Source organism: Actinokineospora diospyrosa (assembly GCF_024171925.1).
Lineage (GTDB): Bacteria > Actinomycetota > Actinomycetes > Mycobacteriales > Pseudonocardiaceae > Actinokineospora > Actinokineospora diospyrosa.
In genome coordinates this window covers 302,651-316,688 of the sequence record NZ_JAMTCO010000006.1, presented here as the reverse complement: position 1 = coordinate 316,688, position 14,038 = coordinate 302,651, and the positions used below count along the sequence as shown (strand labels likewise).

The following is a 14,038-nucleotide window of genomic DNA, read 5'->3' as shown; positions in this document are numbered from 1 at the left end:
ACGCCCTTTTCATTCCGCTCGCTCGTGCATTGCCAAAACCGAAGCTAGCCTTCCCGAGTTCGCTTCGGCTTCCGCCTCGATTTCGTGCGAGCACGGCACACGATATCGGAACCGCGGTGGGACGCGATTGAGCATTTCCCGACTTTCGCGCAATAATCTTGTGTGCCCGCGAACCTGGACGACACCGACCACCGGCTACTCGAGTTGCTGCAGCACGACAGCGGCCGCACCCTGGCTGCGCTGGGCGAACTCGTCGGCCTCTCCCCCAGCGCGGTGCAGCGCCGGATCGACCGCTACCGGGCGAACGGGCTGCTGCTGCGCGAGATCGCCGTGCTGGACCCGTCGCCGGTGCTGCTGGCCGTGTGCTTGGTCACCCTCGACCAGGAGTCGCCGGAAACCCACACCCGGTTTCGGGAGTGGGTGTTGGCGGCGCCGGAAGTGCAGCAGTTCTACAACGTGTCAGGCGAACACGACTACGTGGTGGTGCTGGCCACCACCGACATGCGCCACCACCGGGAAACGGCGGAGCGGGTCATCAAGAACGCGCCGCACCTGCGCCGCTATTCCACGATGTTCGTGCTCGACCCCGTTCGCACCACGCTCACCGTCCCGACCCGGGGGAACTAGCGGACTGGCGGATCAGGATCGCCGCGCCCACCAGGCCCGCGATCAGGTCGGACAGCAGTTGGCCGGTGGGGATGCCCGCGGCGCCGGACAGGGCTGTGGCGGCGGTGATGGCGGGTACGAGGAGGATCCCGTTCCTCAGCAGGGTTGTGGCCAGGGCTGGGCGGGGTCGGCCTTGGGCCTGGAAGAGGGTCGTCGCCACGACCACGAGGCCTAGCGCGGGTAGGCCGGAGAACACGACGGGTAGGGCGTCGGCGATGAGGTCGCGGACGGGGCCTGGGGCGGCGAAGAGGCTGGCGATGCTGGTGGGGAGGAGCCAGACCAGGGCGCTGAGCAGGGCGGCTACGGCAAGGACGTAGAGGGTGAGGATGCGCAGAATGGCCCGCATCCTGGAGTGGTCGCCGCGGCCCACGGTGTAGCCGAGTAGGCCTTGGGAGCCCGTGCAAAAGCCGGTGACCACGAGGACACCCAGCAGGTACAGGCGGAGTACGACACCGATGGCGGCCAAGTGGTCGGCGGAGTACCCGGCAGCGATGCTGTTGAGGTAGCTCTGGGTGACGCTGCTGAGGAGGAGGCCGATGGTGGTGGGAGCGCCGATGGCCAGGGCCGGGCGGAGGATGGCCAGCCGGGTTCGCGCGGTGGCCGGACGGAGGGTGCCGGGGCCGGAGCGGAAGTACCAGCGGTAGGCGAGGGCGGCAGCGGCTTGGGCGATCAGGGTGGCGATCCCGGCGCCCGCGACGCCGAGGTCGAGGCTGAAGATGAGCAGCGGGTCCAGGGCCAGGTTGGTGACGAACGCGATGAGCTGGGTGCGCATCGAGAACCGGGTATTGCCTTCGGCCCTGGCCAGGAACCCGCACAGGACGTTGATGGTCATCACGACGTACGCGGCTAGCGTGGGCACCGCGTAAGCGACGGCCAGATCCCGGATGTCCTCTGGGACGCTGAGGAGAGCGAGGCCCCCGAGGGCCAATGCCGCTCCCAGCGCGGCCGCCAAGATCGCGCCCCCGGTGACGCCTACGATGAGCCCGGTCCGCGCGGCCGTGCTCGCGGTGTCGTGGTCTTCCGCGCCCAACGCCCGCGACACCACCGACGACAGCCCCTGTCCCAGCCCGGATGCGGCAGCGGTGACGACAAGCGTCACCGGGAACACCACCACAACGGCGGCGACCGCACTCACGCCGATGCGGGCGACGAAGAACGTGTTCATGAACTGGTACGCGACACTGGCCACCAACCCGACAACAGTCGGAACGGCCAGCGCGGGAACCAACCGCGCGGGCGAACCAGTCCGCAACCGCTCAACAGACGCGCTCATGCGAAGGCTCGGAGGCGGGCGGCCAGGTGGGCGGCGATAGCGCGGCTGTCGGTGTGGGTGAGGCGGGAGTACTGGATGAACAGGCGGAGGGCGCCATCCACGAAGTCGATGTGGGTGCGGAGCCAGTGTTGTTGGTTGGGGGGCATGGGGTCGCCGAGGAAGATGTCGGCTTCGGTGGCGCCGGAGAGGAGGCGGGAGCGCATTCCGCCGAGGGGGGCTCGGTGGTTGAGGACGACCCTCGGGGCGGGGAAGGCTCGGAAGACGTCGCGGTGTTCGGCCAGGCCGGGGAGTTCTCGCATGGCGCGGAAGCTGACCCCGGCCAGCGGCGCGGTCAGCCGGTGCCGGGCGACCGAGGCGACTTGTTCTTCCACAGTGGACTCCAAGTCGATCACGCACGGGAACGGGACCAGTTCCGCGGTGAAGGCGAGCGCGCTGGACAGGTCCACCGAGGGCAGAACCGGGGTGCGGCCCATCATCAGGCTGTCCACCCAGAGAGCCCGGGACCGCTCCCCCGCGCCGAGTTCCAGGGTCAGCGCCACCATCAGCGCGTCGTGCAGACCGACGGCGCCGAAGCGGGCCAGCAGGCGGTCTGTCGTATCCGAGTCCAGCCGCACATAGCGCACGGACAGCAGGTCGCAAAGGTTCTCGAACTCAGGTCCGCCCTCCCCCGCAGCGAGCATCTCGCGGACACGGGCTCCAGCCGACGGATCCACCTCAGCAGCGGCGGGCGCGACCCAGGAAAGTCGGGAAGGATCTAAAGCGTCCCAAGGTAAAGCCGACCAGTAGGCGGTGATCTCGTCAGCGCGCTCAGCGCACGCCCGCTCCAGACCACCGGTCCACGCGCGCATCACTGCGCCGTCGTCGTGGGCGGGCAGAGCCGTCGGGTCGGCGAGAAAGCGTTCGAGGTCGGAGATCAGCAGGCGGTAGGCGTAGCCGTCGAGGAGGAAGTGGTGGGCGAGCAGGAGGACCCAGACCCGGTCTCCCGCGTCGAAGCGCAACAGCCGGATCAGCGGGGACGACCCGTCGAAGCGGAACTCGTGTTGGGCAGCACGGGCCACCTCGCCGACCGCAGCGCGCGGGTCGGCCGCTCGGGTCAGGTCGTGCTCCTCGAGGACGAGCCGGGGTACCTCTGGCACGCGGAGTTCGAGGTCAGGTGTTCGGGCCATGGCGGCTGACAAAGACGGGTAGGCCGCGACCAGTCGATCCAGTGCGGATCTCAGAGCCGCTGCGGAAGGGGCTTCCTCGCCGAACTCCCAGCAGTCGCACATGTTGTAGTGCTCGGCGAAGCCCTGCAGCCGGTGCATGCTCAGCGCGGTCGGGGACAGTCCGATCACCCCAGGCGCGACCGAAGCCGACGACTCCGCCCGGTTGACCAGGTGCGCCAGATCGCGTAGTACCGGAGCGTCGTGGAGGTCGGCGACGCGGACCCGGATCCCGGCGTGGCGCAACCGGGTCACGCACCGGACGCTCAGCATCGAGTCGCCGCCAGCGGCGAAGAAGTCGGTGCCGCGGGTGACGTCGACACGCAGCAGATCCGCCCAGACACCGGCGATGGCCCGCTCGGTGTCCCCGCTCGGTGGATCATCCACATCAGACACATCAGCCACGGGCAGGGGTAATCGCGACCGGTCCAGTTTGCCCGTCGCCCCTCGCGGCAGGGCGGACAGGGTGACGACCCGAGCCGGGACCAGGTACGCGGGCAAGGTGGACGCCAACGCGGCACGCAGCCCGGTCGAGTCCACGGTCACGTACCCCACCAAGAGCTCCTCGTCCGGCCACCACTGCGCCGCAGCCTCGGATCCACTGTGGAGGGATAGCGCGTTCGCCACCTCGTCGAGTTCCACCCGGTAGCCGCGGATCTTCACCTGGTCGTCGGTGCGCCCGGCGAACTCCAGCTCCCCGGCGGCGTTGATCCGGCCACGATCCCCGGTCCGGTACACCCGCTGCCCGTCCAGGTCACCGAAGTGCCGCGCGGTCAGGTCGTCATCGTTCCAGTACCCGGTGGCCAGGCACGAGCCGAGCACACCGATCTCACCCACCGCGCCGGACGGGACGACCGCGCCACGCTCGTCGAGCACGACCAAGGTGACGTTGTCCACCGCGACACCCAACGGTATCGCCTCGTAGACGCGATCGCGGTCCACCTCATGCCAGGCGGCGTTGGAGCTGCATTCCGTTGAGCCATAGAGGTTGTAGAGGGTCGTATTCGGGAAGTCGCGATACCACCGCGCTGCCAAGGCGGGTGGCAACACCTCCGTGCTCGACGTGACCAGGCGCAAGTCCGGGGCACGGCCCGGACCCCCGACCTCCACCAGGCCGGACAGGATCGGCGGTGACGCGAGCAGGCGCGTGACGCGGTGGCGTTCCAGAAGGGTCAGGAACCGATCCGGGTCGCGCAGTTCGTCGCCCGACACCAGCACGGTCGGCACGCCGCGCAGGAGACCGCCGAACAGCTCCCACGTGCTGGCGACGAGGCTGAGCGACTTCTGCAGCACCACCACCTCGCCGTCGACGAACGGGAACTCCCGCCACATCCAGTGCAGCCGGTTGAGCACCGCGCTCTCCGGCACCACCACGCCCTTCGGTGTCCCGGTCGAGCCCGAGGTGTACACCACGTGCAACACGCCACGCAGGTCCGGCGTCGCGCAGGAGTCGATCGCCCGCACCCGACCACCCTCGATCACCGCGGACGGGCTGAGGTGCGCGGTGATCTCAGCGACCCGCGCGGGTGGGCAATGCTCGGGCAGCACCGCATACACCCGCCCGACCCGCACGCACGCCAGCACGGCGACGACGCCTGCCCGCGAACGGTCGTCGGCAATGAGCACTGGCCGGCCGGGATCGGTCCCCCGCAGCGCACCTGTCAGCGTAGCCACCTCGGCATCCAGATCAGTGAAGGTGGCCGAACCCGCAGAGGACAGCAGCGCAACAGCATCCGGAGTCTCGCGCACCCTCGCGGCGAACAGCGCCGCCAGACCATCCGGAGAAGCAGTGGTGTCAGCGCCGGCAATCTGCTTGGTGGGCAACGGCAACTCGCCGATAGTCGTCGAGGGAGCGGCACGGAGAGTGTCGGCCAGAGCCGCCAAGACAGCGGCCGCGAACCCGTCCGGGAGAACGGCTGTGCGCCAGGATGCTTGGAGATAGATGCCGTCGGCTTCCTCTTGGGCATAGATCGTGAGGTCGTACTTCGTGTGCCCGGTCTCCAGCTCACGCACACGCACCCGGAGCTCACCATCAGCCACCGGCTCGGCGCGTTCGGAGTAGACGTTGACCATCACCTGGAACACCGGCGAGGTGGCCGCACCCCGGTCCACCCGGGCGTCGGCGACCATGGCGCTGAACGGGTAGCGCGCGTGGGACAGCGCCTGCCGGACCGTTTCCCGTACCCGGTGGTGCAGGTCGCCCACGGTGTCCTCCGCGCGGACACCCGCCCGGATGGGGAGCATGTTGAGGAAGAACCCCAGCAGGTCCTCGGTTCCCGGTTCCTCACGCACCACATGCGGTGACCCGATCACCAAGTCGTCCTGACCGGTGTACCGGTGCAGCACGGCCAGGACCCCGGTGACCAGCACGCTGTAGAGCGTTCCCCCCGTGGACGCGGCGAAGGCGCGCACTCCTTTGGTAGCAGCGGAATCCAACCACACACCGGCAGACGCACCCGCGCTCCTGGCCTTGCGCGCGTCACGGCGCCGGGGTAGCCGCGTTGGGACCAGTTCGCCCTTGAGCTGCGCAGCCCAGTGTTCACGGTCGGCCGGAGCCGGAACCGGTTCGTGGGCGGCGTAGTCGCGCAACCCGATGGCGGGCGGCGGGAGCGGCTCGGCGCCAGTAGCGAGCGACGCGTAGACCGAGCGCAGGTGGCGAGTCAGGACCGACAGCGACCAGGCGTCCATGACGATCTCGTGCGTGGTGAGCAGGAGCGTGTGCCGGTCACCGCTGCGGCCATTACCGCCATGACGGAACAGGACCAACCGGAACAGGCGGTCGTGCTCCAGGTCGAACCCGCGCGCGAGTTCCTCCGCCCGCCGCTGCGGCATCGGGGAGTCCGCGGTCTCGATGGCGGGCACGAAGGGATCGTCGATGACGAGCAGCGGACGACCATCACGGGCCGGAAAGTGCGCTCGCAAGGTGTCGAACCGCCGCACGAGCTCAGCCCACGTCTGGCGCAGGATGTCGAGGTCGAGCGGGCCGTCGATCTCAAGAGCCGCTTGGAGGACGTAGTCGCACTCCCCCGGGTCGAGCTGCCAGAGGAACCACAGGTGTTGCTGGATCCGCGTGGGCGCGACCTCGACCTCGGCTGGCACCGGCGCCGCGCGGACCGACGGGGTCAAGCCGACGAGCCGCTGCGCCAGCGACTCCAGGTCCGACTCGAACAGGTCCCCCACCGACACCGTGGCGCCCTCGGTCCGTAGCCGGTTCACCACGCGGATGGCGGTCAGGGAGTCGCCGCCCAGGTCCACGAAGCGGTCGTGGCGTCCGATCAGGCGAACGCCGAGGACGTCGGCCCAGATGTCGCGCACCCGGCTCTGTGGCCCGGGGAGTGGTTCGACGTAGCGGGGCGCGCCGAGTGGGCGTTGCGACTCCGGTGCGGGGAGCGCAGCGTGGTCGAGTTTTCCGTTGGCGGACAACGGGAAGCTGTCGACCTCGACGAGCCAGTCCGGGATCATGTGCGACGGCAGCAGGTGGGCGGCGTGGGCGTGCAGGTCGGCGCGGGTGGCCGGGGAGTCGTGCCACTGGAGGTAGCCGACCAGCCGGGCGGGGGCGTCCTCGGCGGGGATCAGCGTCTCGCGGGCGGTCAGCTTCTCCGACGCTCCCGCTCGCAGCACGACCGCGGCCGCGCGGACGGCGGGGTGTTGTTCGAGGACGGTCTCGATCTCGGCGAGCTCGACCCGGTGGCCGCGCACCTTGACCTGGCGGTCCAGGCGTCCGTGGCACTCGAGGAGGCCGTCCGGGCGCAGGCGGGCGAGGTCGCCGGTGCGGTAGGCGCGGCCCGCGCCGAACGGGTTGGCGACGAAACCGCCCGAGACCTCGCCCGCGTAACGGCCGACGCCTGCCCCGGTGACCAGCAGTTCACCAACCTCGCCCGGTGCCACCTCGTCGTCGGTGCCCGGCGTGACGACGTATGTGCTGAGCCCCGGGATGGGGCGGCCGATCGGCGTCCACCGCTCGCCGGGCGGCAGCGGCGCGGTGAGCAGGTGGTGGGTGACGCCGTCGGCGCACTCGGTCGGCCCGTAGTGGTTGAGCAGCGGGACGTCCGGGTGGCGCGCGAACCAGCGGGCGACGGTGTCCGGCGGCAACTGCTCGCCGACGGTGGCGATCACCCGGAGGTCGGGCAGCGGCTGGGCGGGTCCGCCGAGGAACACGCGCAGCAGCGAGGGCACGAATTGCGCCACGGTCACCCCGCGGTCGCGCAATTCGGCCGAAAGAACGCCCGGATCCCGCTGAACGGCCGCATCCACGATTGCCGTGGAGGCGCCCGCGCAGATCGGTGCGAGGAATTGCCAGAGCGAGATGTCGAATGTCTGTGCGGCCGTCTGGGCCACGACGTCCGACGGCCCGAGGGACAGGTCGGTGATCTTGGCCCGCAGGTGCCCGACCAGCCCGCCGTGGTCGATCAGCACCCCCTTCGGCCGCCCGGTCGTGCCGCTGGTGAAGATCACGTACGCCGTGTCCCCGGGTTCGGGTTCGGGTGCCTGCCGCGGCGATGGCGCTGCCGCGAGTTCCGCCATGCTGACAACCAGGTCCATACCGCCTGACCTGCGGTCGGTCACGACCAGACGCGCCCCGGAACGGTCCAGGACATACTGTTCGCGCTCCGCCGGGTGGGCCGGGTCCAGGGGCAGGTACGCCGCCCGCAGCCGGAACAGCGCCAGCATCGACACCAGCGTCAGCGGCTGCCGGTCGAGCCGGACCCCGACCACGTCCCCCGCCCGCACCCCGGCCTCGGCGAGCCGCCCGGCCAACGCCGCGGCCGCCGCGTCCACTTGGCCGAACGTGAACGACCGACCGCCACCGGAAACCGCGATCCGTTCCCTGTTAACCGCCACCGAGGCCAGAAAGCCGCCTAATACGGATCGCACCCGAACCCCTCGCATCACGACACCGGCCGAATCGAGCGCCACAATAGCGATGCCCGCGAAAAAGCAGCCGATTCGCCCAGTATTCGGACCCGCATCACCCACCCCGCCATCTCGCTTAGCCCGAACGGTCGCCATCGCGGGCGCCACCCGGCCCACCCTCCACACCAGATCCGGTCGGCGCCTGGGCGATCATCCACTGCGGACCACCCGCACAGTCCCCCGCTGAACGCCGGGCCAGTCGTGTCCACCGGGGCGATGCCCCGCCGAGATCATCGGGCCGGGCAGGCCCCGTTGGACCGAATGCCGGACCCCACGGGCCACGCCGTCGAGTCGGCGAACCACCCATCGCCAGCCTTGCGGACCGGCGAATCACCTCGGCCGCGAACCCAGCGCGGTAATCAACAACGGGCCGGATCGCACGGAGTGCGGAATATGCCCATACCGTGAACGCTAGACCCACATGACCACGCGGCGGGCCGCATCGGCGAAACGAAGATCGAAAACCGGGCAGCGCGGGTGAACATGATCTCGACCGCTCCGGTGATCCGCTGACAATCCTGCCGACGCGGCCCCCGAATGGCGGTGCCTAGCAGGGCGGCGCACGCGGCAGAACCGCTGATCGGTCCACGCGGACGCGTCGTGGCCAGGGCTGTTGATCCATGCGGGTGCGGAAATGAAGCCGAACGGGGTCTTATCCCGCCGTTCAAAGCACCGTTTGGATATGGGGGGCAGGCGCGGTGTGAAGGGGGAGCTCTGTGCGAGGGGACTTGCCTGTCACGATTCCGCTGTATTGCGGTGTTTCCACGAGCTGCCGCCGGGTCCGCGAGGACCGGTATGGCCGCCCGCGCTGAGCGCTCGATCCAGTCCGCAGACATTCACCCGACGCTAGGACCAGAGCCGATGCCCCGAATCGCCGAACACCGCCAACCAAGGTCCGCCTTATCCGCGCAGCGGAGGAGACCGTGACAGCCCCGAGCACCCCGCAGGCGCCCGCCCGCGCACCCGCCGACCTGATGCGCGCGGCCGTGATGCGCGCCGTCGGGGAGCCCGACGTCCTGGTGGTCGAGCAGATGCCGCTGCCGGTGCCCGAGGACGGGCAGAGCCTGGTCGACGTGTCCTTCGCCGGGATCAACTTCGACGACCTGGAGCGCCGCGGCGGCGACACGCCCGCGCCCGACCTGCCCGCGGTGCTCGGGGTGGACGTGGTCGGTCGCAGGCGACGGGACGGGCAGCGGGTGGTCGTGCTGATGCGCCACGGCGGCGGCTACGCGCAGGTCGTGGCCGCCACCGACGCGTACTCGATCGACGTGCCCGAGGACATCACCGACGAGCAGGCGCTCGGCATCTTCGAACAGGGCGCCACCGCCTACGGCGCGCTGGCGTTGGCGGGCCGGATCCGCACGGGCGAGTCGGTCGCGATCTCGGCGGCGGCGGGCGGTGTCGGGCACCTCGCGGTGCAGCTCGCGGTCGCCCTTGGCGCGCGGCAGGTCATCGGGATCGCCTCCACGGCGGCCAAACGCGCGCTGGTCACCGAACTCGGCGCGCACCACGCGCTGGTCCCCGACGACCTCGACGAGGGGCTGCGCGAGGTAACCGGAGGGCGCGGTGTCGACCTGGTCGTGGACGCGACCGGCGGCGACCAGACCCGCGCGCTGCTGCGCGGCCTCGCCCCGTTCGGCAGGCTGGTCAGCTACGGCTGGCGCGCGCCGGGACCGGGCCGGGGCACGGTGTCGGTATCCACCGAGGAGCTCACCGACCGCTCGATCGGCTGCGCCGGGTTCTGGATGCGCCACGTCGTCGACGACCGGCCCCGGTTGAGCGCGATCGCCCAGGAGTTGTTCCGGCTCGCCGGGCAGGGCCGGTTGCGCGCGCACATCGACCGCGTCGTCGCGCTCGGCGGCGTCGGTGCCGCGCACGCCGCGATCGCCGCCAGGGCCACCTCGGGCAAGGTCCTGATCGATGTGAACCGGGAGCGTTGAGTGTTCTCGCGCTACTGCCGCTCCGTGCTCAGCGTCCCGGCCACCGCGCCGGAGCGCTTCGCCTCCTGCCACGCCTCGGGCGCCGACGCGTTCGTCGTCGACCTGGAGGACTCGGTTCCGCCGCACCGCAAGGAGGAGGCCCGCCAGAGCGCCGCCGCCTTCTTCAAGGACCCGTCCTCACCCCGGTGCGGCATCCGGGTCAACGCCGTCACCGAGCCCGACGGGTTGCGCGACCTGCTCGCGGTGCCGCACTACCCGGTGCGGCCGACCATCGTGCACCTGCCCAAGGTGGAGTCACCGAGGGACGTGGAGATCGTCGACCAGGTCCTCGGCGGCGCCGACCACCCGCTGGAGCTGTTCGCCGTCGTGGAGACCCCGCGCGGCGTGCAGAACCTGGCCGCCATCGCGGGCGCCTCGCCGAACCTGCGCGGCCTGATCTTCGGGGCCGCCGACTACGCCGCCGCGCTGGGCATCGGCCTGGACTGGGAACCGCTGGCGGCGGTGCGGGCGATGGTGGTCAACGCGGCGCGGGCGGCGGGCCTGCACGCGATCGACGCGCCGACCTTCGAACTGGTGGACATGGCGCTGGTGCGGGCGGAGTCGACGCAGGCGCGGCGGCTCGGCTTCAGCGGCAAGATCGCGCTGCACCCCAGGCAGGTGCCGGTGCTCACCGAGGTCTTCTCCCCCGACCCCGACCAGTTGGCGCACGCGGGCCGGATCGTGGCCGCGGCCAGGCGCAGCGGCCAGGGAGTCGCCACCGTCGACGGCCGGATGGTCGGCAGGCCGTTCTTCGAGGAGTCCCGCAGGCTGCTCGAGGAGTTCGGACCCCCGCCGGAGCCGAGCTCGATCCCGGTCGCGCTGCCGCCCCCGCTGCCCGAGCACGACCCCCAGACCGCACTGCCGCTGCTGCCCAACCCCCATGGAGGAGTCCGATGACCGAGACCGACGTCCGGGAGATCACCGGTCCGCGGAACTTCCGCAACAGCACCGCGCTGGTCGACAACGCCGACCCGGTGTGGCAGGCGGCCGCGGACAACGGCCTGATCGGGATCGCCGTCGACCACGAGTCCAACAACCGGCTGGTCGTGCCGGGGACCGGGCACGCGTTCGCGAACATGTGCTCCTGCTCCTACCTGGGCCTCAACCGGCACCCGGCGGTGCTCGACGGCGTGGTCAGCGCGGTCCGCGAGACCGGCACGATCGAGCTGATGACCTCCACGACGCGCATCCGCCCCACCATCCAGCTCCAACTGGAGGAAGAACTGGGTGAGTTGTTCGGCGCGCGGATCCTGCTCAGCACGACGTGCAGCACGGTGACCGCGGGCCTGCTGCCGCTGCTGGCCTCCGGGCACCTCGCCGAGGGCGGCCCGCGCGTGATGATCTTCGACCGGCACGCGCACTTCTCCATGTCCTACGTGAAGGCCACCTGCGCGCAGGAGAGCCTGGTGCTCACCAGCGGGCACAACGACATCGACTTCATCGCCGACGCCTGCCGCAAGTACCCGAGCGTGGCCTACATCGCCGACGGCGCCTACTCGATGGGCGGGTCCGCGGCGCTGGAGCAGTTGCTGGAACTGCAGGACCGGTACGGGCTCTACCTCTACTTCGACGACTCGCACTCGCTGTCGATCATGGGCGAGCACGGCGAGGGCTTCGTCCGCTCGCACACCGCGCCCGGCCCGCTGACCACCATCGTGGCGAGCCTGGGCAAGGGGTTCGGCAGCGGCGGCGGGCTCGCGATGCTGCACAGCGCCAAGCAGGTCGAGTTCCTCGCCCGCCACGGCGGGCCGCTGGGCTGGTCGCAGAACCTGTCGGTGCCCACCATCGGCGCCGCGCTGGGCAGCGCGACCATCCACCGGTCCCCGGAGCTGGGCGAGCTGCAGGGCGAGTTGGCGGCGAACCTGGCGCACTTCGACGAGCTGCTGCCCACCCACCTCGCGGGCAACGGGCTGCCGGTGCGGCGCATCGACGTCGGTGACGCCGACCGGGCGGTGCGGCTGTCGACCGAGCTCTACCGGCGCGGCTACTACAGCTCGGCGGTGTTCTTCCCGATCGTGCCGCGCGGTGCGGCCGGGCTGCGCATCATGATCCGGTCGGACATGGAGCGCGCGGACCTGAGCGCGTTCGCCGGTCACGTCACCGAACTGCTCGACACCGAACTGCTCGGCACAGACACCGCCGCGCTCTAGCAGGCCCAAGCCCTCGATGACAGGAGAAGCGCCAGTGCAGGAGCAGCAGCACCCGGTCGGCTACCGGCAGGTCGGCGAGAACCGGTTCCGGGAGGTCGTCGGGTTCTGCTACGAGGACCTCATCGTCGGCGCGGTGATCGAGCACCGGCCGGGGCGGACGGTGACCGAGATGGACAACGTGCTGATGTCCATGCTCAGCATGAACGCCGCGCCGCTGCACATCGACACCGCCTACAGCGAGAAGGGGATGTGGGGCAGGCCGCTGGTGTCGAGCCTGGTGACGCTGAGCATCGTCGCCGGGATGGCCGCGCGCAGCACCAGCGGCCGGGCGCTGGCCAACCTCGGGTGGGAGAACATCCGGCTGCCCGCGCCGGTGTTCGTCGGCGACACCCTCTACGCGGAGAGCGAGATCACCGGCAAGCGGCTGTCCAAGAGCAGGCCCGGTGACGGCATCGCGCACTGCCGCACGGTCGGGAAGAACGCGGCGGGCGAGGTGGTGCTCAGCTTCGAGCGCAGCTTCCTGGTGGCCACCCGCGACAACGACGGCGCCGACGCGTCGGGGTACTGAGCCGCGCGATGGCGACCGGGACCGCGGTGGCGACACCGGAGACGGCGGACATGCGGCGCTTCCGGCTGCTCGTCGGGGGCAACGCCGCCTCGTCGTTCGGCAGCTTCCTGAACATGGTCGCGCTGCACCTGTTCGTCTACGAGGCGACCGGCAGCGCGTTCGCGACCGGCGTGTTCCTGATGGTGCGGATGGCGTGCGGGTTCGTGGCGGGCATGGTCGGCGGGGTGGTCGCCACCCGGCTGCCGCGCAAGGCGGTGATGATCACCTGCGACGTGCTGCAGGCGGTCGTGCTGGTGGTGTTCGCGCTGCTGCCCTCGTCCGCGCGGGTGCACATGCTGCCGGTGGTCGCGGTGTCCATCGGGCTGCTGACCACGACCAGCGGGGTGGTGCTGCGCAGCAGCGTGCCCGATCTCGTCGGGCCGGAGAACCGGTTGCGCGCCAACGGGTTGCTGGTGACCGGGCGCGCGGCCTCGATGGCGGTCGGGTTCGCCTGCGGCGCGGTGCTGGTGTCGGCGGTCGGCTACCAGGTCGCGTTCCTCATCGACGCGGGGACGTTCCTGGTGTCGGCCGCGATGCTCATCAGCACGCCACTGCGGTTCCCGGCTAGATCCAGCGCGGCGCGGGTCACGAGCGGCGGCGGGTTCCGGGCCAAGCGGCGGGCCGTGGTGGCCGCGCTGGTCGCCGCGCCCGCCGTGCTGGCGATCGTGTCGATCCGGGCGGTCGACGCGTTCGGCTCCGCGTCGCACCAGGTCGGTGTCCCCGTGCACGCGACGCAGGTGTCGCCGGAGGCCCCGGCGAGTTTCGTCGGCGGGTTCTGGGCGGCGTGGGCGGTCGGGCTGTTCGCCGCGCACCAGGTGGCGTCCCGGCTCTACCGGGGTGACCGGCGCCGGGTCGAGTGGGCGTTCGCGGTGGGCACGGCGACGATGTCGCTGGCGTTCATCGCCGCGTTCACCGACGTCGGCTACCTGTGGGTGCTGCTGGTGCTGCTCGTCGCCGGGATGGCCGACGGGTTCACCGAGATCAGCTACACGACCCGGGTGCAGGCCGAGCCGGAACCCGCGCGCGGGCACTTCTTCGGCCTGACCGCGATGGCCGAGAACGCCGGTTTCGGCGTCGGCGTGCTCGTGGCGGGTGGGCTGCTGGAGGTGTGGCGGCCCTTCACCGTCGTGGCGCTGATGCACGGGGCCGTGGTCGTGATCGCGCTGACCTACCTCGTCGTCGCCGTGGCCCGCCGCGACCGCGGCCCCCGGCCCGCCGACAACCCGATCCCCAGCGAGAGGACTTGA

Annotated in this window: 8 protein-coding genes; 6 read left to right on the top strand and 2 right to left on the bottom strand. The window is 70.9% G+C overall.

The window, feature by feature from the left end:
- The first annotated feature begins 162 nt into the window (after positions 1 to 162).
- Positions 163 to 627 (top strand): Lrp/AsnC family transcriptional regulator, encoded by a 465-nt coding sequence (locus LV75_RS13025; RefSeq protein ID WP_253887133.1) that lies wholly within the window; start codon positions 163 to 165, stop codon positions 625 to 627.
- On the opposite strand, the gene LV75_RS13020 is transcribed toward LV75_RS13025, so the two are convergent.
- Both LV75_RS13020 and LV75_RS13015 read right to left on the bottom strand, forming a co-directional pair.
- On the bottom strand, positions 602 to 1,939 hold the full coding sequence (locus LV75_RS13020; RefSeq protein WP_253887132.1) for an MATE family efflux transporter: 1,338 nt from the start codon (positions 1,937 to 1,939) through the stop codon (positions 602 to 604). The two genes, LV75_RS13025 and LV75_RS13020, sit on opposite strands and share 26 nt — an antisense overlap.
- On the bottom strand, positions 1,936 to 7,983 hold the full coding sequence (locus LV75_RS13015; RefSeq protein ID WP_253887131.1) for a non-ribosomal peptide synthetase: 6,048 nt from the start codon (positions 7,981 to 7,983) through the stop codon (positions 1,936 to 1,938). The genes LV75_RS13020 and LV75_RS13015 overlap by 4 nt, the downstream gene beginning before the upstream one ends.
- 995 nt (positions 7,984 to 8,978) lie before the next feature.
- Here LV75_RS13015 and LV75_RS13010 point away from each other — a divergent pair.
- From LV75_RS13010 to LV75_RS12990, 5 genes are read left to right on the top strand one after another with little or no spacing between them, the layout of a single operon-like run.
- Positions 8,979 to 9,995 (top strand): quinone oxidoreductase family protein, encoded by a 1,017-nt coding sequence (locus LV75_RS13010; RefSeq protein WP_253887130.1) that lies wholly within the window; start codon positions 8,979 to 8,981, stop codon positions 9,993 to 9,995.
- Positions 9,996 to 10,931 carry an HpcH/HpaI aldolase/citrate lyase family protein gene (locus tag LV75_RS13005; RefSeq protein WP_253887129.1) on the top strand — a complete coding sequence of 312 codons (936 nt, stop codon included), beginning with the start codon at positions 9,996 to 9,998 and terminating at the stop codon, positions 10,929 to 10,931.
- Complete coding sequence (locus LV75_RS13000) at positions 10,928 to 12,184, top strand: aminotransferase class I/II-fold pyridoxal phosphate-dependent enzyme (protein WP_253887128.1); 1,257 nt, start codon at positions 10,928 to 10,930, stop codon at positions 12,182 to 12,184. The genes LV75_RS13005 and LV75_RS13000 overlap by 4 nt, the downstream gene beginning before the upstream one ends.
- A gap of 34 nt (positions 12,185 to 12,218) precedes the next feature.
- On the top strand, positions 12,219 to 12,752 hold the full coding sequence (locus tag LV75_RS12995; RefSeq protein WP_253887127.1) for a MaoC family dehydratase: 534 nt from the start codon (positions 12,219 to 12,221) through the stop codon (positions 12,750 to 12,752).
- An 8-nt stretch (positions 12,753 to 12,760) separates the two neighbouring features.
- A complete protein-coding gene (locus tag LV75_RS12990; protein WP_253887126.1) occupies positions 12,761 to 14,038 on the top strand; it encodes an MFS transporter in 1,278 nt (425 codons plus the stop codon).

Bases quoted from the DNA above. Each gene is read 5' to 3' on its own strand.
- LV75_RS13000 (WP_253887128.1), top strand. From the start codon at position 10,928: ATGACCGAGACCGACGTCCGGGAGATCACCGGTCCGCGGAACTTCCGC.
- LV75_RS12990 (WP_253887126.1), top strand. From the start codon at position 12,761: ATGGCGACCGGGACCGCGGTGGCGACACCGGAGACGGCGGACATGCGG.
- LV75_RS13020 (WP_253887132.1), bottom strand. From the start codon at position 1,939: ATGAGCGCGTCTGTTGAGCGGTTGCGGACTGGTTCGCCCGCGCGGTTG.